General features: G+C 64.6%; 17 protein-coding genes. 2 read left to right on the top strand and 15 right to left on the bottom strand.

Annotated features, from left to right (window positions below; translation table 11 throughout):
- Nucleotides 1-19 precede the first annotated feature (19 nt).
- Entirely contained in the window at nucleotides 20-1627 is a 1608-nt protein-coding gene (locus AC3G88_RS04650; RefSeq protein WP_488770309.1) for a DHA2 family efflux MFS transporter permease subunit, read from the top strand.
- A 108-nt stretch (nucleotides 1628-1735) separates the two neighbouring features.
- Here AC3G88_RS04650 and truB read toward each other — a convergent pair whose 3' ends face one another.
- The 8 genes from truB to AC3G88_RS04610 all read right to left on the bottom strand — a co-directional run bounded on the left by truB (nucleotide 1736) and on the right by AC3G88_RS04610 (nucleotide 12683).
- Entirely contained in the window at nucleotides 1736-2674 is a 939-nt protein-coding gene (gene truB, locus AC3G88_RS04645) for a tRNA pseudouridine(55) synthase TruB (RefSeq protein ID WP_488893139.1), read from the bottom strand.
- Nucleotides 2675-2746: 72 nt separating this feature from the next.
- A complete protein-coding gene (gene rbfA, locus AC3G88_RS04640; protein ID WP_488770311.1) occupies nucleotides 2747-3118 on the bottom strand; it encodes a 30S ribosome-binding factor RbfA in 372 nt (123 codons plus the stop codon).
- Nucleotides 3119-3186: 68 nt separating this feature from the next.
- Complete coding sequence (gene infB, locus AC3G88_RS04635; RefSeq protein ID WP_488770312.1) at nucleotides 3187-6123, bottom strand: translation initiation factor IF-2; 2937 nt, start codon at nucleotides 6121-6123, stop codon at nucleotides 3187-3189.
- An 84-nt stretch (nucleotides 6124-6207) separates the two neighbouring features.
- Entirely contained in the window at nucleotides 6208-7683 is a 1476-nt protein-coding gene (gene nusA, locus AC3G88_RS04630; protein ID WP_153945219.1) for a transcription termination factor NusA, read from the bottom strand.
- On the bottom strand, nucleotides 7680-8168 hold the full coding sequence (gene rimP, locus AC3G88_RS04625; protein WP_029051042.1) for a ribosome maturation factor RimP: 489 nt from the start codon (nucleotides 8166-8168) through the stop codon (nucleotides 7680-7682). The genes nusA and rimP overlap by 4 nt, the downstream gene beginning before the upstream one ends.
- Nucleotides 8169-8497: 329 nt before the next feature.
- Nucleotides 8498-10414, bottom strand: a complete 1917-nt coding sequence (rluB, locus tag AC3G88_RS04620) for a 23S rRNA pseudouridine(2605) synthase RluB (protein WP_488770313.1) — start codon at nucleotides 10412-10414, stop codon at nucleotides 8498-8500.
- Nucleotides 10415-10442: 28 nt separating this feature from the next.
- Nucleotides 10443-11363, bottom strand: coding sequence for an SMC-Scp complex subunit ScpB (gene scpB / locus AC3G88_RS04615; protein WP_488770314.1), 921 nt, complete (start codon nucleotides 11361-11363; stop codon nucleotides 10443-10445).
- Nucleotides 11364-11915: 552 nt separating this feature from the next.
- Nucleotides 11916-12683: a sulfite exporter TauE/SafE family protein gene (locus AC3G88_RS04610; RefSeq protein WP_488770315.1), complete on the bottom strand. Its 768-nt coding sequence runs from the start codon at nucleotides 12681-12683 to the stop codon at nucleotides 11916-11918.
- 85 nt (nucleotides 12684-12768) lie between these two features.
- On the opposite strand from AC3G88_RS04610, the gene fnr reads away from it, so the two are divergent.
- On the top strand, nucleotides 12769-13494 hold the full coding sequence (fnr, locus tag AC3G88_RS04605) for a fumarate/nitrate reduction transcriptional regulator Fnr (protein WP_153945224.1): 726 nt from the start codon (nucleotides 12769-12771) through the stop codon (nucleotides 13492-13494).
- A gap of 83 nt (nucleotides 13495-13577) precedes the next feature.
- On the opposite strand, the gene AC3G88_RS04600 is transcribed toward fnr, so the two are convergent.
- From AC3G88_RS04600 to ccoN, 7 genes are all read right to left on the bottom strand, one after another.
- A complete protein-coding gene (locus tag AC3G88_RS04600; protein ID WP_487523691.1) occupies nucleotides 13578-13823 on the bottom strand; it encodes a hypothetical protein in 246 nt (81 codons plus the stop codon).
- A complete protein-coding gene (locus AC3G88_RS04595) occupies nucleotides 13820-14029 on the bottom strand; it encodes a hypothetical protein (protein ID WP_488770316.1) in 210 nt (69 codons plus the stop codon). Before AC3G88_RS04595 ends, AC3G88_RS04600 begins: the two co-directional genes overlap by 4 nt.
- A 47-nt stretch (nucleotides 14030-14076) precedes the next feature.
- On the bottom strand, nucleotides 14077-15567 hold the full coding sequence (gene ccoG / locus AC3G88_RS04590) for a cytochrome c oxidase accessory protein CcoG (RefSeq protein ID WP_487523690.1): 1491 nt from the start codon (nucleotides 15565-15567) through the stop codon (nucleotides 14077-14079).
- Nucleotides 15568-15628: 61 nt separating this feature from the next.
- Nucleotides 15629-16555, bottom strand: coding sequence for a cytochrome-c oxidase, cbb3-type subunit III (ccoP, locus tag AC3G88_RS04585; protein ID WP_153945227.1), 927 nt, complete (start codon nucleotides 16553-16555; stop codon nucleotides 15629-15631).
- Between the two features lie 5 nt (nucleotides 16556-16560).
- A complete protein-coding gene (locus AC3G88_RS04580; protein ID WP_153945228.1) occupies nucleotides 16561-16719 on the bottom strand; it encodes a cbb3-type cytochrome oxidase subunit 3 in 159 nt (52 codons plus the stop codon).
- A 4-nt stretch (nucleotides 16720-16723) separates the two neighbouring features.
- The gene (gene ccoO / locus AC3G88_RS04575; RefSeq protein WP_153945229.1) at nucleotides 16724-17419 is read right to left on the bottom strand and encodes a cytochrome-c oxidase, cbb3-type subunit II; all 696 of its coding nucleotides are present in this window, start codon (nucleotides 17417-17419) and stop codon (nucleotides 16724-16726) included.
- A gap of 21 nt (nucleotides 17420-17440) precedes the next feature.
- On the bottom strand, nucleotides 17441-18889 hold the full coding sequence (gene ccoN, locus AC3G88_RS04570) for a cytochrome-c oxidase, cbb3-type subunit I (protein WP_153945230.1): 1449 nt from the start codon (nucleotides 18887-18889) through the stop codon (nucleotides 17441-17443).
- Nucleotides 18890-18936 lie beyond the last annotated feature (47 nt).

Here is an 18936-nt window from a genome sequence, read left to right as displayed (position 1 = left end):
TTTGACTGGCTGACTGCCCATGGCAAATTCCACCACCGCGACGCCGGACAGCGGCGCGGCACCGGCCCCGAAGCCGGCGCCCGCCCGCCCCGCCGCGCATCCGCCGCTGACCGGCGGCAAGCTGATTCTGGGCACCATCGCGCTGTCGCTGGCCACGTTCATGAACGTGCTCGATTCGTCGATCGCCAACGTGTCGATCCCGGCCATCTCGGGCGACCTTGGCGTGTCGCCGAACCAGGGCACCTGGGTCATCACGTCTTTCGCGGTCGCCAACGCAATCTCGGTGCCGCTCACCGGCTGGCTGACCACGCGCTTTGGCGCGGTGCGGCTGTTCGTGCTGTCGATCCTGCTGTTCGTGGTGTCGTCGTGGCTGTGCGGCGTGGCGCCGAACCTCGAAACGCTGCTGGCCGCCCGCGTGCTGCAGGGCGCCGTGGCCGGCCCGATGATTCCGCTGTCGCAGGCCCTGCTGCTGGCCAGCTATCCACCCGCCAAGAGTTCGATGGCCCTGGCGCTATGGGGCATGACCACGCTGGTCGCGCCCATCATGGGGCCGCTGCTGGGCGGATGGATCTCGGACAACATGACCTGGCCGTGGATCTTCTACATCAATGTGCCGATCGGCATCGTCACCGCCTGGGTCACGTGGTCGATCTACCGCGAGCGAGAAACGCCCACCAAGATGCTGCCGATCGACCGCATCGGCCTGGCGCTGCTGGTGATCTGGGTCGGCTCGATGCAGCTGATGCTGGACAAGGGCAAGGAGCTCGACTGGTTCCATTCGGGCGTAATCGTGGCGCTGGGCGTGACCGCCGTGGTCGGCTTCCTGTTCTTCCTGGCCTGGGAACTCTACGAAAAGCATCCGATCGTCGACATTCACCTGTTCAAGGGCCGCAACTTCGCGGCCGGCGTGGTGGCGATCTCGGTGGCTTACGGCCTGTTCTTCGGCAATCTCGTGATCCTGCCGCTGTGGCTGCAGACCATCGTCGGCTACACCGCCACCGATGCCGGCCTGGTGACCGCGCCGGTGGGTATTTTCGCCATCATCCTGTCGCCGATCATCGGCCGGGTGCTGCCGAAGATCGACGCACGCTGGGTGGCCACCACGGCGTTCATCACGTTCGGGGCGGTGAGCTTCATGCGGGCCGGCTTCACCACGGGCGTGGACACGCGGGCGCTGGTGATCCCCACGCTGATCCAGGGCGCGGCCATGGCGATGTTCTTCATCCCGCTGACGTCGATCATCCTGTCGGGCCAGCCGCCCGAGAAGATTCCGGCAGCCTCGGGCCTGTCGAACTTCGTGCGGATCACGTTCGGTGCCATCGGGGCGTCGATCTCGACCACGGTCTGGGAAAACCGCTCGGCGCTGCATCATGCGCAGCTGGTCGAACAGGTCAACCCGTACAACCCGACATACCAGGCCCAGCTCGATCACCTGATGGCAATGGGCATGTCGAAGATGCAGGCCATCGGGCTGATCGAGCGGAACATCTCGCTGCAGGCGTCGATGCTGGGCGCCAACGACATCTTCTGGATCTCGGGCGTGCTGTTCTTCGCGCTGATCGGCTTTGTCTGGCTGACCAAGCGTGCCAAGGGTGGCGGCGGCGCCGACGCGGCCGGGGCGCACTGACCGGCCGGCTTGCGGCATGTGGCATGCGCCACGCGGCATGAAAAAAGGGCATCGATGCTGGTCGATGCCCTTTTTCTTTGGGATGCTTGCCGTCGGAGCCGGTAAAACTCAGAGTTTTACGAGCCGCTCGGGCCGCAGCGCGCCTTCCTTCATCCGCGCCACGCCCAGCAGTTTGCCTTCGGCATAGACGCGCGCCAGCGTGCCCGCTTCCGGCGCCTGGCCTTCGGGCAGGTCACGGTGCGCGATACGTTGGCCCTGCAGGAAGCGTCCGGCCGACACCGCATCCAGATGAACCGGCGGGCAACGCTGCAGCAGCGCGTCTACCGGCGCGAGCAGCGTCGGACGCACATCGTCCGCCTGTGCGTCGATCTGTTCCAGCGTTACTGCGCCGTCCAGCGTCAGGTCGCCCACGCCCGTGCGCCGCAGCCCGGTCAGATGCGCACCGCAACCGAGCGCCTCGCCGATATCTTCGGCCAGCGTGCGAATGTACGTTCCCTTGCTGCAGGTCACTCGCATCGTAAAACGGCAATTTTTTAGATCGACTTCGAGCAGCGTGATCGCGCGGATGGTCACCTGGCGTGCCGCGCGCTCCACGGTCTGCCCTGCCCTCGCATATTCGTAGAGCGGCTTGCCGTCCCGCTTCAGCGCCGAGTACATCGGTGGCACCTGTTCGATCTCGCCCGTGAAGCCCACGATTGCCGCATCGAGCGCCGCACGGTCGCACGTGACCGGACGTTCGCTGACGATATCGCCCTCCGCATCGCCGGTGGTCGTGGTCGCCCCCAGGCGCACGGCGGCTTCGTAGGTCTTGTCGGCATCGAGCAGATCCTGCGAAAACTTGGTGGCCTCGCCAAAGCACAGCGGCAAGAGGCCCGTGGCCAGCGGATCGAGCGTACCGGTATGGCCGGCCTTGTTCGCGCGCAGCAGACGCTTGGCGCGCACCAGCGCATCGTTGGACGACAGGCCAAGCGGCTTGTCGAGCAGCAGCACGCCATGCACGTCACGGCGCGGCAGCCGGGGCGGACGGTTGGCTTGGGAATCGGTCATTGCGGGGGGAAGAGGTTTGCGGCGCCAGCCCGGAGGCCGGCTCGCGAGAAAACGGCAAAAAACGCCGATGCCTTATTCGTCGTCCTTGGCGCGCGTCGAATTGGCTTCGTTGATCAGCTTCGACATCTCGATGGCATGCTCCACCGACGTATCGTGATGGAAATGCAGCGTCGGGACGGTATGGATGTGCAGGCGCTTGAACAGCAGCGAATGCAGGTAGCCAGCCTTTTCCCGGAGGACGCCGGCCGCCACTTCGGGCTCTGCGCCGAGCACCGTGAAGTAGACCTTGGCGTGCGCGTAGTCGGGCGTCAGCGCCACCGACTGCAGCGTGACCAGCCCCAGGCGCGGATCGCGGAGCTCGCGCTGGATCATCTCGGCCAGTTCCTTCTGGATCTGGTCGGACAGGCGCAAATTACGGGAGGAGATATTGCCTTTCTTGGCCATGCAAAACTTTTTGCTTTACCGATGATGTGAAAACGGCAGGCCGGAGCCTGCCGTCTTTGCGTATCGCCTTACAGCGTACGCGCCACCTCGGTGATTTCGTACACCTCGAGCTGGTCGCCTTCCTGAACATCGTTGAAGTTCTTGATCGACAGACCGCACTCGAAGCCCTGCTTGACTTCCTTGACGTCGTCCTTGAACCGCTTGAGCGAGTCCAGTTCGCCGTCGTGGATCACCACGTTGTTGCGCAGCACACGGACCAGCGACGTACGCTTGACCAGGCCGTCGGTGACCATACAGCCGGCCACGGCGCCAACCTTCGGCACGCGGAAGACCTGGCGGACTTCCACCTGACCGATCGTGGTCTCGCGCTTCTCCGGCGCCAGCATGCCCGACATGGCCGCCTTGATCTCGTCCACAGCATCGTAAATGATGTTGTAGTAGCGGATGTCGATGCCATTGTGCTCGGCCAGCTTGCGCGCACCGGCGTCGGCACGCACGTTGAAGCCGATGATCACCGCCTTCGAAGCGGTGGCCAGGTTGACGTCCGATTCCGAGATGCCACCCACGCCACCGTGCACGATCTGCACGCGCACTTCGGCGGTCGACAGCTTCTGCAGCGACTGCACCAGTGCTTCCTGCGAACCCTGCACGTCGGCCTTCACGATCAGCGGCAGCGTCTGGACTTCGCCCTCGGCCATCTGCTCGAGCATCGTTTCCAGCTTGGCCGCCTGCTGCTTGGCCAGCTTCACGTCGCGGAACTTGCCTTGACGGAACAGGGCGATTTCACGCGCCTTGCGCTCGTCCGGCAGCACCAGCACTTCCTCACCGGCGGCAGGCACTTCCGACAGACCCTGGATTTCCACCGGGATCGACGGGCCGGCTTCCTTGGCCGGCTTGCCGTTTTCGTCCAGCATGGCGCGCACGCGGCCATAGGCACTGCCGGCCAGCACGACATCGCCGCGCTTGAGCGTACCGCTGCTCACCAGGATCGTCGCGATCGGGCCCTTGCCCTTGTCGAGCTGGGCTTCCACCACCAGACCCTTGGCCGGGGCGTCCACCGGGGCGCGCAGTTCCAGCACTTCGGCCTGCAGCAGCACGTTCTCGAGCAGATCCTCGATGCCCTGGCCAGTCTTGGCCGACACCGGCACGAACGGCGAATCGCCGCCGTACTCTTCCGGCACCACCTGTTCCGCCACCAGTTCCTGCTTGACGCGGTCCGGGTTGGCTTCCGGCTTGTCGACCTTGGTGATTGCCACCACGATCGGCACGCCGGCAGCCTTGGCGTGCGCAATCGCTTCCTTGGTCTGCGGCATCACGCCGTCGTCGGCCGCCACCACCAGGATGACGATGTCGGTCGCCTTGGCGCCACGGGCACGCATGGCCGTGAAGGCCTCGTGACCCGGGGTGTCCAGGAACGTGATCACGCCACGGTCGGTTTCGACGTGGTACGCGCCAATGTGCTGCGTAATGCCGCCGGCTTCGCCTGCGGCAACCTTGGTGCGGCGGATGTAATCCAGCAGCGAGGTCTTGCCGTGGTCGACGTGACCCATCACGGTCACCACCGGCGGACGCGGCAGCAGCTCGGCATCGGTCTGCTCTTCGCCTTCCGTCACCAGCAGCAGGGCTTCCGGATCGTCCAGCTTGGCGGCATATGCCTTGTGGCCCATTTCTTCCACCACGATCATGGCGGTTTCCTGGTCCAGCACCTGGTTGATCGTCACCATCTGGCCGAGCTTCATCATCTGCTTGATGACCTCGGATGCCTTGACGGCCATCTTGTGGGCCAGATCGGCCACCGAGACGGTCTCGGGCACGTGCACTTCGCGCACCACCGGCTCGGTCGGCGCCTGGAAGTTGCTGCGGCCATCGTCACCATGCTGCTTGCCGCCACGGCCACGCGGGCCGCTGCGCCAGCCGCCGGTACCGCCCGACGAATCGCCACGGGTCTTCAGGCCACCGCCCTTGCCCTTGCCACGGCTGTCGTCCTGCCAGCTGCCGCCGCCCTTGCCCTTGCCACCCTTCTTGTCAGCGGTGGCAGTGGTCGTCGTGGCGGCCGGCGCGGCGGCGGTCTTCTTCTCGTCCTTCTTGACTTCGGTGCCAGCCGGCTTCACCGGCTTGTGCAGCGTGCCGGTCTGCTCGGCCTTCTTTTCCTCGGCCTTGCGCTCCGACGGCGCCTTCAGCACGCGGGGCGGCGCATTCAGCATCTGCTGGATGGCGCGGGCCTCGGCTTCGGCGGCTTCGCGGCGACGGCGCGCGGCGGCGTCCTGCTCGGCACGTGCCTTGTCGGCCGCAGCCTTGGCGCTGTCCTGCTCGGCGCGGGCCTTGTCGGCGGCAGCCTTGGCGTCGTCGGCGTTCTTCTGCGCCTGGGCGCGTTCGGTGGCCAGACGTGCCTTGTCTTCTTCAGCCTTCTTGCGCGCGGTTTCCTCGGCGGCGTCGGAGGCTGCCTGGGCGGCAGCGGCTTCCTCGGCAGCCTTCTGGGCCAGCAGTTCAGCCTGGCGGCGCTGTTCGGCCTCCAGGGCTTCCTGCCTGGCGCGGCGGTCGGCTTCCTCGCGCTCGGCGGCCTCGCGGGCCGCCTGGGCTTCGGCTTCCTGGCGTGCCAGGGCCTCGGCCTGCTCGCGGCGCTGTTCCTCGTCGCGACGGGCCAGCTCGGCAGCCGCCTCGGCTGCGTGGGCGTCGGCACCGTCGTCGTGCGATTCGACGTCGTCGCGCTTGATCAGCACGCGCTTCTTGCGCACCTCGACCTGCACGGTGCGGGTCTTGCCGGTGGAGTCGGATTGACGGATTTCGGACGTTTCGCGCTTGGTCAACGTGATTTTCTTGCGTGCGCTGTCATCGGCCTGACCGTGCGACCGCTTCAGGTAATCCAGCAGCCGGGTCTTGTCCGATTCGGTAATGATGTCTTCAGGCGTCGCCTTGCCCACCCCAGCTGCCTGCAATTGTTCCAGCAGTGCAGCAGGGCTGCGGCTCAGTTCTGCGGCCAGTTGGGCAACTGTTGTGCTTGCCATTCAAACCCTTTCAATGCTCGGTTTCTACGTCGGGACAATTCGTGTGCGGAAAGCGCGTCCGGGCGTTGAACCCGGACGTGTCCCTCAGTTAAACCAATGTTCCCGTGCTTTCATGATCAGCGCCTTGGCTTCATCCTCGCCAACGCCGGCCATCTCGACCAGCTCGTCCACGGCCAGTTCGGCCAGGTCGTCACGCGTATGGATGTTGCCTTCGGCCAGTTTGCCGATCAGCTCGGGGGTCAGGCCGTCGAGCGAACGCAGATCCTGCGACACCTCTTCCACCTTTTCTTCCCGGGCCAGTTCCATCGTCAGCAGCGCATCGCGGGCGCGGTTGCGCAGCTCGTTGACGGTGTCTTCGTCGAAGGCCTCGATTTCCATCATTTCGCTGATGGGCACGTAGGCCACTTCTTCCAGCGTGGAGAAGCCTTCCTCGATCAGGATGTCCGCCACTTCCTCGTCCACGTCCAGCTTGGCCATGAACAGCTTGCGCACCACTTCGCTTTCCTCGGCCTGCTTCTGCGCCGATTCTTCCTGCGTCATGATGTTGATCTGCCAGCCGGTCAGCTCCGACGCCAGGCGTACGTTCTGACCGCTGCGGCCGATGGAGACGGCGAGGTTTTCCTCGTCGACCACCACATCCATGCTGTGCTTCTCTTCGTCGACCACGATCGACTGCACCTGTGCCGGCGCCAGCGCGCCGATCACGAACTGCGCCGGGTCTTCAGACCACAGTACGATGTCCACGGCCTCGCCGCCAATCTCGTTACGCACCGCCGTGACGCGCGTGCCACGCACGCCCACGCAGGTGCCGATCGGATCGATGCGCTTGTCGTGCGCCACCACGGCGATCTTGGCGCGCACGCCCGGGTCGCGGGCCGCCGCCTTGATTTCCAGCAGGCCCTGTTCCATTTCAGGCACTTCGTTCTCGAAGAGCTTGATCAGGAACTCGGGCGCGGTGCGCGACAGCTCGATCTGCGGGCCACGCGCGGCGCGGTCCACGTTCAGGATGTACGCACGCACACGGTCGCCGGTGCGCAGGTTTTCCTTCGGAATGATCTGGTCGCGGGCCAGCAGCGCTTCCACGCGGCCGGATTCGACGATCAGACCCTTCTTGTCGGCGCGCTTGACCGTGCCGGTCATGATCTTTTCGCCGCGATCCAGGTAGTCGTTCAGGATCTGCTCGCGCTCGGCGTCGCGGATACGCTGCAGAATCACCTGCTTGGCGGCCTGCGCGCCGATACGGCCAAACTCCACCGACTCGATCTGCTCTTCGATGAAATCGTCCAGCTGGATGTCGGCGTTCTGGTCGCGGGCTTCGAACAGCAGGATCTGCTTGTCCGGTTCCTGCAGACCCTGTTCGTCGGGGACGACAAGCCAGCGGCGGAACGTTTCGTGCTCACCGGATTCACGGTCGATATGCACGCGGATATCCACGTCTTCCTCGAAACGCTTCTTGGTGGCCGAGGCCAGCGCGGCCTCCAGTGCACCAAAGACCACATCCTTGTCAACGTTCTTCTCGCGCGCTAGCGCATCGACGAGCAACAGAACTTCGCGGCTCATTGCTTGTTCCCTTTTCTTTGATTTCCCTTGAAGTCGATCACAGGCACCAGACGGGCCTTGTCGACATCGGATATGGCGAATTCCAGCAGTGCAGCGCCGTCCTTGCCCTCGAATTCCAGGCCGATCTTCTCGGCCCCGGCCTCGCCTGCGGGTTCGCGCAGGATGCCGACGAAGTTCTTCTGGCCGTTGACCGGCAGGCGCAGCGTGACCCTGGCTTCCTCACCGGCGAAGCGGACAAAATCGGCCAGCTTCTTGAGCGGACGGTCCAGGCCCGGCGACGACACTTCGAGGCGCTCGTAGTCGACGTTCTCGACCATCAGCACGTGCGTGAGCTGGCGGCTGACTTTCTCGCAATCCTCAATGACGATGCCGGTTTCAGGCTGATCGATATAGACACGCAGAAGTCCGGCCGGGGCACGCTCAAGCTCAACCAACTCGTAGCCCATGCCGTTAAGGGTGGTTTCGATCAAATCTGCCAGATGCACTGTATTCCCGAGTAGTGGCTTTCAATACCTTGGCAGACACCGGACAACACAACGTTCTGAAATCGAGGTTCCGAAACGGCCTGTAAGCCCTGCCTGCCCATCATCCCCACCAAACCAGCGCGTCATGTGACGCAATCCAGCCGCAAGCACAAACGGGCGAACAAAAAAAAAATGGGCGCAATGCCCATCATTCGCCCATCCTCGCCGAGGATGATACTTTTGAATAGACTTGGATTATACGCGGATTATGACTAAAAGGCAAAAGCCTGCTGGGATCCGCGCCGGAACGCGGCCGATCCCGGACTTTTCCGGCATCGGCCCCTTCCGAATCAGCGTTGACCGCTCCGGCCACCGCCGCGCGGCCGGCGATTGCCGCCGCCACCACCGCCGCCGCCCTTGGCGGCCTTCGGCATCACATTGCCGTTGACGTCACCGCCGCCCCGGCGCTGGCGGTTTCCGCCTGCGTTTCCCGCATTTCCGGCGTTGCCGCCCATGCCGCCGCGTCCGCCACGCCCGCCGCCAGCACCCTTGCCGCCCGCGGCGCCACGCATGCCGCCCGTGCCGCCCGTGCCGCCCGTACCGCGCAGGGCGCCGGCGCCACCCAGGCCGCCACTGAACTTCGTCGTGTGCGACGTCAGCGGTGCCGGCCCCGACGGGATGTAGCCCATCGAGGTCTGCATCGGATCAGGCTGGCCCCGCCCGGCGTTGCCGCCGCCGCGGTTGCCGCCTGCCTTTTCAAAGCGCGGCAGGCCGTCCATGCCCGTGTGCATTGGCATGCCCGCAATGGCGGCTTCGGTACGCGCCTTGCGGCCGCCCACCTTTGTCACGCCACCCTTGCCACCGCCCTGCTCGGCCTTGGCCGGCGCCTTCAGGCCGATGTTGGCCATCAGGTTGCGCACGTCCGTGGCTTCCAGCTCCTGCCAGCGGCCGCGCTTGAGACCACGCGGCAGCAGGAACTGGCCGTAGCGGGTGCGGATCAGGCGCGACACGGTCAGGCCGACGGCTTCGAACATCCGGCGCACTTCGCGGTTCCGGCCTTCGGTCAGCGCCACGTGATACCACTGGTTCACACCCTCGCCACCGCCGTCGGCGATGCGCAGGAAGTTGGCCTCGCCGTCGTCGAGCTGAATGCCATGCAACAGCGCCTGGCGATCGGCTTCCGCCAGTTCGCCCAGCGTCCGCACCGCGTATTCGCGCTCCACGCCGTAGCGCGGATGCATGAAGCGGTTGGCGATATCGCCGGACGTGGTAAAGATCAGCAGGCCTTCGGTGTTGAAGTCCAGGCGGCCCACCGCCACCCACTTGCCGTTCTTGATGCGCGGCAGGCTGTCGAATACGGTCGGACGGCCTTCCGGGTCCGACTGGCTGACGATCTCGCCGGACGGCTTGTGATACAGCAGCACACGCGGCGGCTTGGTCGTTACCTTGCGATGAATCAGCTTGCCGTTCACGCGGACCTGGTCGGCCGGCAGGATGCGCTGGCCGATATGCGCGGGCAGACCGTTGACGGACACCCGGCCCTGCAGGATCAGCTCTTCCATCTCGCGGCGCGAGCCCAGGCCGCCTTCGGCCAGCACCTTGTGCAGCTTCGGCGCATCGTCATCCGACGTCAGTTCGCGCACCGGCTTGGCCTTGGTGCGCGGCACGACGGTATCTTCCTCGTCGAACTGCTCGGAGATCACGAAGCGGAACACGTCCTCGGCACCGGCGGCAGCCTTGGCGCCACCGGTCTTGCCGGCCGGCTTCGCCGACTTGTCGCCCTGACGCTGTTCGCCACGGGCGCCCTGCTTGCCGGCACCCCCCTGATTCTTGCGCTGGCCATTGCGATTGCGCTTGCCGGCCTGTTCGGCCGCCGGCTTGTTGTCGCCGTCGACCAGTGCGGCCTTGCGCTGCGGCTGCTGGCGGCGCTTGCGCTGACCAGGCTGGGCCTGTGCCTCGCCACCGTCTGCCTGCCGCGCCTCTGGCGCACCGGCATCGGCGGCAGGCGCCGGCTTGCGGCGACCACGGCTACGCGGCGCGGCGGGCTGGGCGGTTTCGCCCCCCTCGGCCGGTGCCGGCGCGTCGCCATCGGCGCGACCCGCGTCCCGATCCTGCGCGGCCTGGCGGCGCGAAGCCACCAGATTGCGCAAACCGCGGCGGAGCCCCTTGCGGCGCGGCGCGCCGTCGGCGTCATTTCCCGTATCGGGGGCGCCGGTGTCACCCGGCACGTCCGGCTGGCGGACGTCTTGCTCAGCGGAATCAGACAAAGTATTCACTATCGATGTTGCATGTTGTTCAGTTGGACACACGCTCGTCGTCGTCCTCGGTCGAGAACGGCATATCGCCATTCCGGTCCGCAGGGTCGGCGGGCGCCGCTTCGGGCGCCCCGGTGTCCATGTGGAAGCCGTTGGCATGAGCCACCGGCGCGTCTTCCTGCCCGTCGTCTTCAGGCATCCGGGCGGCGCTGATATCGTCTTCGGAGGCATCGCCGTCGGCGACTTCCTCGCTGGGGGCGGCAGGCCCCGCTTCGTGTTGCTGTCCCGCCTCGACAGGCCCGGCGCCCACCTCCGGCCCGGCGGCCTCGACGGTCAACGCGGCTGCCGGTTCGGCAAACGCTTCCTCGTCGCCGGCAGGCGGGTTAGCCGTGGCGATTTCTTCAAAATCGATGGCCTGCTGCTCCAGGAGCGCCGCTTGCGCCTGCGCCTGGGCATCCTCCAGCGGGGGCAGTTCGTCCAGCGAACGCAGGCCAAGGTCATCCAGGAACGCCTTGGTCGTCGCGTACAAGGCGGGACGACCGGGCACGTCGCGATGGCCGATGACTTCGATCCAGCTGCGATCCTCGAGTTTCTTGATCACGTCCGTGCTGACCGTCACGCCCCGGATTTCCTCGATATCGCCACGGGTGACAGGCTGGCGATACGCGATGATCGCCAGGGTCTCCATGACCGCACGCGAGTACTTGGGGGGCTTTTCCGGATTCAGCCGGTCGAGAAATTCCCGCATCTCGGGGCGGCTCTGGAAGCGCCAGCCGCTGGCCAGCGCCACGAGTTCGACCCCGCGCGGCTGCCAGTCCTGCCGCAGTTCCTCGAGCAGCACTCGGATCGTGTCGGCACCGACGTCGTCGGCAAACAACCGTCGCAGATCGCCAACGCGCAGCGGCTCCTGCGCACAGATCAGCGCGGTCTCGAGGACGATCTTCGCCTCTTGGGTATTCATGTGATTGCGTGCAGCCTGTCTTTGCACCTGCCCCCGGACGAATCCCGGAGCACTGGAGATTGCAGATACAGCGAGGCCGAAGCCGCCGCCATTTCATCGCGCAGCCAGCTCGCCTGCCTAATGCAGCGCAGCCGTGCGCACCTCGTTCTTTTGCATCGAAATGCCGGGTCGATCCGGCAGGAGATCGTCCGGCGCTGGCCAGTTTCACCAGTCAACGGACCTCTTGCGTCGCGCCTTCTCCCTTCGGGGCGGACATTCGCCAGGGCCACCAGATGGCCAAGACGGCAAGAAACAAAACGGTATCGGCTCAGGCAACCCTGCCCTGACCGGCGCCATTTCCCAACCGCAGCCGGTCTTTTAACCAGATCTTTTGAACCGGATGGACTGTTGAGACGTTCTCGGCGCACCGGAGTGGCCAAAAACCCTGGGCACGCTCCCCAGATCAGGAATGCGGCCCCAGCGGCGCCCCGAGCAATGGTGCGGCGCGATACCGTGGTTCCGTCGATTGTATGGCATTCCCGGCCCCGCCCGCAACCCGCCCTTGTGGCCGATTCAGAACACCACGCAAAAGCCGTGTTGGGCCAGCGTGTCCGGGAGCCAGATCGACCGGGCCACGCCGAGCACGCCGAAGCCGATCACCAGCAGCCCCGACGCGACCCGCACCACAGGTTTGCGCGAGAGTTGCCGCAGGTACCCCGACAGCCCGGAGATCACCAGCAGGTTGGGCAGCGTGCCGAGCCCGAACGCGCCCATCACCAGCGCGCCCGACACCGCGTTGCCTGCCAGCAGTGCCAGCGCCAATGCGCCATAGATCATTCCGCAAGGCACCAGCCCCCAGGCCAGACCCATACCGTATCGGCGCAACAGCGGCGTTGCGCGACGCTCGCCACGTAGCCGCACCGGCAGTCGGGCGGTCATGGCCCGCGCACGCTGCACCACGTGCACGGCGGCCAGAGAGGCGAGCCGCTCGATCCAGTCGGAACGCATCACGCGTCCACGCAACAGCCACACACCGGTGAGTACCAGCATCATGCTGCCCCCGGCATAAAGCCATCGCTGCAATGGCAGATACTCCTGCCGCCACGCCGTCGCACCGACAGCACCCATCACCGCACCCAGCAGCATGTATGTCGTGATGCGGCCTGCATGCATGATGCACAGCGCAGTCCACCACTGACGAGCGGTACGGTGTATGACAATTGCCACATCGCGGTGCTGTTTCTGCTCCGCGGCAATAGCAATTCCTCCACACATGGCCGCGCAATGCATGCCACCGAGCAATGCCATCAGAAAAACGCTTAAAAGCACACCAAAAGGCAACTGTTCCTCGCTTCTGCGTCACATGACGCTGTAAAATGCCTGCATCGCGCCCTCGCTGCAAGCGCATTCATAACGAGCACTTCAATTGTTGACTTCCATTCCCGTCACCGAGATGTCGCCCCGTTGCTCAACGTGTGCCATGGGCCAGCTTTGCCTGCCCGTGGGCATGTCGCAACAAGACCTGGCGAAGATGGACACGCTCGTGCAGGAACGCGTGCGTGTTCACAAGGGCGAAACGCTTTACCGGATGGGCGAACCGCTCAATGCGGTCTACGCCATTCGCTTTGGCACACTGAAGACGCACGTCACGATGGAAGACGGGCGCACACAGATCACGGGCTTCCATCTGCCCGGTGAAGTCATCGGCCTCGATGGCCTCAGCGAGATGCAGCACGCCTCCGACGCCACCGCGCTGGAAGACGCCGAAGTCTGCGTCGTACGCTACGACGACCTGCAATCGCTGTCGAGCATCCTTCCCTCGCTGCAAGGCCAGTTCCTGCGCCTGATGAGCAAGGAAATCTCGCAGGACCAGGTCATGCTGATCACGCTCGGATCGATGCGCGCCGAAGAACGTTTGGCTGCGTTTCTCGTCAACATGTCCGAGCGTCTGTCGGCGCGCGGTTATTCGTCCACCGAGTTCGTGCTGCGCATGAGCCGCGAGGAAATCGGCAGCTACCTGGGCCTGAAACTCGAGACCGTCAGCCGCCTGTTCTCGCGCTTTGCCGAAGCAGGCCTGATCCAGATTCGTCAGCGACATGTGAAGCTCGTCGATATGGCAGGCATCAAGCAGGTGTACAGCCGGTCCTGCTGAAAGCCAGGGCCACGCATCACGACAAAGGCCGCGCCGGAGCCATCCAGCGCGGCCTTTCTGTTTGCAGCGCCTGTTCTGCATTGCTATTCGAGTTCATCGGTGTCGCTGAGCTTCACCGGCATCGTGTACAGCGTGAGCCCGCTGGACAACGCGCAGAACAACCACGCGACCAGGAAGCCAACGGTGTAGATCGCCTGCCGGGAAGCTTCTACCGGTTGTCCGAAGAAGCTGAGGTCTCCGGGATCCACCACCGAGAACACCACCGCCGTGGCCGCACCGCCCATCAGAAACGCCGGCCATAGCACCCACATCAGCCAGCGCAGTCTCATGGGCGCCTCGCAGCGGGTTCAGCGCGATCGGCACCGGCCTTCTCGACCACTAGTCCGTGGCGCGTGGCATCGTTCACCGGCACATCGGCATGGGTGTTTGCCAGCCAGATCGTGATACCGCAAGCGACCATCGCCAGCAGCGGACCACTCATCAAAATCCAGGGCCATGGCTCCCTGTACCAGGGCTTTGCGGGGTGTTGGGTCATTGCGCTCTCCTATTGGCATTCGTCCCGGCTCACCATCCGTGACAGCATCACAGATCGCGAGGCACGATGAAACTCGTGCTTTGCCGGATATCCACTTTCCGATCGGTTTCGGTCTCGGCGGTGACCGTCACCTCGATCTTGTGCGTACCCTGCTTCGCATCGTCGATCGGCACACGAATCCGGATCGGCAGCAGCCGGTTCGACGTGGGCGACAGCGATTCCGCGCCATGGTCGTACTCCACGACCATGCCCTGCAACGCGTCGCTCTGCGCCTGCACGTGAAACTTCATCGGCGCCTCGGTGGCGTTGATCAGTTGCAGCCGGTACACGTTTTCGATCCAGCGCCCTTCCACTTCGCGCCCGAGCGCGCCACGATCGCGAATGATGTCGACCTTGAGCGGCGCGCGCATGGCCAGCGATGTGACGAAGCCTGCCGTCAAGGCGAGCCAGATCGCCGTGTAGACAATCGTGCGCGGACGCATCAGCCGCTTGCGGGCGTCCGATGCCGACAGCTTCTTGCGCATCGCGTTTTCCGATGTGTACCGGATCAACCCGCGCGGATACTCCATCTTGTCCATGACCTGGTCGCAGGCGTCGATGCACGCGCCGCAGCCGATGCACTCGTACTGCAGGCCGTCGCGGATGTCGATCCCGGTCGGACACACCTGTACGCAGATGCTGCAGTTCACGCAGTCGCCCAGGCCAGCCGCGTGGTGGTCCGCCTTGCGCGACCGGCTGCCGCGCGGTTCGCCACGGCCCACGTCATAGGTCACGACGTAGGTGTCGCGGTCCACCATCACGCTCTGGAAGCGCGCGTACGGGCACATGTACTTGCACACCTGCTCGCGCATGAACCCGGCGTTGCCCCACGTGGCAAACGCATAGAACAGCATCCAGAACGCCTGCCACGGACCGAGGGTCCAGTGCAGGACCTCGCCGCCCAGTTCGCGGATCGGTGCGAAATAGCCGATGAACGTAAAGCCCGTCCACAGCGCGATCAGGATCCACAGCGCGTGCTTGGTCGCCTTGAGACGAATCTTGCGCAGGCTCCACGGATCGCCGTCCAGCCGGATGCGGGCGATGCGGTCACCCTCCACCCGGCGCTCGATCCACATGAAGATCTCGGTATAGACGGTCTGTGGGCACGCGTACCCGCAGAACAACCGTCCGGCGATGGCCGTGAACAGGAACAGTGCCAGCGCCGAGATGACCAGCAGCACCGCCAGGTAGATCACGTCCTGCGGCCACAGCACAAGGCCGAAGATGTAGAACTTGCGGGCGCCGAGATCGAACAGGACGGCTTGCCGGTCGTTCCATTGCAGCCACGGCGTGCCGTAGTAGACCAGTTGCGTGAGGATGACCAGCCAGACCCGCCAGCTCGAAAAAGCGCCCGTGACCGAGCGCGGGTAGATTTTGCGCCGGACTTCGTACAGGGCCTCTTCGGTGGCGTCGGCCGCCGGCTTTGGCGGCGGTGCGGGCCGCCAGGCGGCCTCGCTTGATTCGCGTGTAGTGGGGGGAGATTCCAGGGGCGCGCTCATTGTTCAGCCCTCATGCCCCCGGTCCGGATGGCGTGGCCTCCGGACCCCGGGGGACGGTTTGTCATTGCCCTGTGGATGCGGCGTTCGCGTTGCTGTTCGACAGGCCCCAGACGTATGCCGTCAGCATGCGAATCCGTTCGGGCGTCAGGATTTCCTCATGAGCCGGCATATGGCCGTTGTGCCCCTTCAGGATGGCCTCGACGATCACGCCCTCCGAACTGCCATACAGCCACACGTTGTCGGACAGGTTGGGCGCGCCAAGTGCCTGGTTGCCCTTGCCGCTCGCGCCATGGCAGGCCGCGCAGGTGGACTTGAACGTGCTTTCGCCGCGCGACGCCCGGATCGGGTCGTAGGTCAGCCCCGACAGCGACCGCACATACTGCGCCGTATCGCCGGCCAGCTTGGCATCGATCGTGCCGGCAAACGGCGGCATCACGCCGTTGCGGCCCTTCGCGATCGTTTGCTGGATCGTGTCGGGATCACCGCCATACAGCCAGTCGTTGTCGGTCAGGTTCGGGAAGCCGCGGCTGCCGCGCGCGTCCGAGCCATGGCACTGGGCGCAGTAGTTCAGAAACAGGCGCTGGCCGATTTCGCGCGCATCGGGGTCCGCGGCCACCTGCTTGACATCCATCTTCAGGTACTTGGCGTAGATCTCGTGCTGCATCTTCTCGGCCGCTTCCCGATGCGCGGCAAGTTCGCCCTGCGTCGAGAACTTCAGCACGCCGGCGTAGGTGCCCAGGCCCGGATAGAGCACCAGGTATGCCACGCTGAAGACGCAGGCCAGCAGGAACATCCACATCCACCAGCGCGGCAGCGGATGGTTCAGTTCGCGCAGGTCGCCGTCCCAGACGTGACCGGTGTCGTCGGTGGTACTGATGCCCTTCGGCATCTTCCGTTGCGAAAACAGCAGCCATACGCACCAGACAATACCAATGAGCGCGATGGCCGTGATGTAGTAGCCCCAGAAATCGGAAATGAAATCGCTCATGGTTACTAGTTCCGGCTTGGATTGTTATGTTCGTCCGGCAAGGCAAACGGCAGCATCGCCGATTCCTCGTTGGCAGCCTTGCGGCCCGCCGACCACGCCCACCAGCAGATGGCCAGGAACGTCAGCATCGACAGGACGGTGGCAATGGAAGTCACGATCACCATGGCGTTACTCCTTGGCGGGTGCGGCCGTCTCGGCCGCGGGCGCTGCCGCGGCGGGCGCGGGGGCCGTATCCAGACGGACATTGCGACGGTTCAGGCCCAGACCCTGCAGGTACGCGACCATGGCGTCCTCTTCGGTCTTGCCCACCAGCTCTTCCGGTGCGCCAGCGATGTCGGCATCGGTATAGGGCACGCCCAGACGCTGCAGCGCACGCATGCGGGCCTGGACCGAATCGGTCGGCAGCGGCGTCTTTTCGAGCCACGGATACGACGGCATCACCGATTCGGGCACCACGTCGCGCGGATTGCGCAGGTGAATGCGCTGCCAGTCGTCGGAATACCGGCCGCCCACGCGGGCCAGGTCGGGGCCCGTACGCTTCGAACCCCACAGGAACGGGTGGTCATACACCGACTCCCCCGCCGTGGAGAAATGGCCATAACGCTCGGTTTCGGCCTGGAGCGTGCGCACCTGCTGCGAATGGCACCCCACGCAGCCTTCACGGATATAGATGTCACGCCCCATCAGCCGCAACGGCGAATACGGCGTGATGCCCGGATCGGGCTGGGTGGTGGAGTGCTGGAAAAACAGCGGCACGATCTGCACCAGACCGGCAATGCTGACCACGATGATTGTCGCGATGATCAGCCAGCCGACGTTCTTTTCCAGCGTCTCGTGCCTGAAAAATCCTTGATTCTGAGACATTGTTTGCGTCCTCGGCTCTGGTCAGTGGGCGGAAGCCGGCAGGCTGGCCGGAATCGGCGCGTCCACGGCCGGCTTGCCGGCGATGGTGCGGAACACGTTGTAGGCCATGATGAACATGCCACCCAGGAAGCACAGGCCACCGGCCAGTCGGATCAGGTAGAACGGATACTTGGCCTTGACCGCTTCCACGAACGCGTAGGTCAGCGTGCCGTCCGGCTGCGTGGCGCGCCACATCAGGCCTTCCATCACACCGGCGATCCACATCGAGGCGATATAGAGCACCACGCCAATCGTGGCCACCCAGAAGTGCAGTTCGATCAGGCGCGTGCTGTACATCTGCTTTTCGCCGAACAGGCGCGGGATCAGGTAGTAGAGCGAGCCAATCGAGATCATCGCGACCCAGCCCAGCGCGCCCGAATGGACGTGGCCGATCGTCCAGTCCGTGTAGTGCGACAGCGCGTTCACGGTCTTGATCGACATCATCGAGCCCTCGAACGTGGCCATGCCGTAGAACGACAGCGCCACCACCAGGAACTTGAGGATCGGGTCAGTACGCAGCTTGTGCCACGCGCCGGACATGGTCATGATGCCGTTGATCATGCCGCCCCACGACGGCGCGAGCAGGATTAGCGAGAACACCATGCCCAGCGACTGTGCCCAGTCGGGCAGCGCGGTGTATTGCAGATGGTGCGGGCCGGCCCACATGTAGGTGAAATTGAGCGCCCAGAAGTGGACGATCGACAGGCGATACGAATAGATCGGCCGCTCGGCCTGCTTCGGGATGAAGTAGTACATCATCCCCAGGAAGCTGGTGGTCAAGAAGAAGCCCACCGCGTTATGGCCGTACCACCACTGGATCATGGCGTCCTGCACGCCCGCATAGGCGGAATACGACTTCCACATCGACGCCGGCATCTCGATGTTGTTGACGATATGCAGGATGGCGATGGTCAGGATGTAGGCGCCGAAGAACCAGTTGGCCACGTAGATGTGCCGGGTCTTGCGCTTGACAATCGTGCCGAAAAAGACGATGGCGTAGGCCACCCAGACCAGCGTGATGAGGATGTCGATCGGCCATTCGAGCTCGGCATACTCCTTCGAGCTTGTGATGCCCATCGGCAGCGTGATCGCGGCGGCCACGATGACGATCTGCCAGCCCCAGAACGTGAATGCCGCGAGCGGTCCGCAGAACAGGCGTGCCTGGCAGGTGCGCTGCACCACGTAATACGACGTGGCAAACAGTGCGCTGCCGCCAAAGGCGAAGATCACTGCATTGGTATGCAATGGTCGCAGTCGGCCGAACGACAGCCACGGCGTATTGAAATTCAGATCCGGCCAGATCAGTTGCGCCGCAAGCAGAACGCCTACGGCCATGCCGACGATGCCCCAGACAACGGTCATGACGGCAAACTGCCGCACTACACCGTAGTTGAAGGTGTCGACGCGTGGAGACGCGGTGGTGACAGCCATTCAGACCCCCAAGCTAAGTAAGAATAAACCTATTGACTGTGTGACTT

This window comes from Cupriavidus sp. 86D6 (genome assembly GCF_057815095.1).
This window is presented reverse-complemented; position numbering and strand designations above follow the sequence as displayed.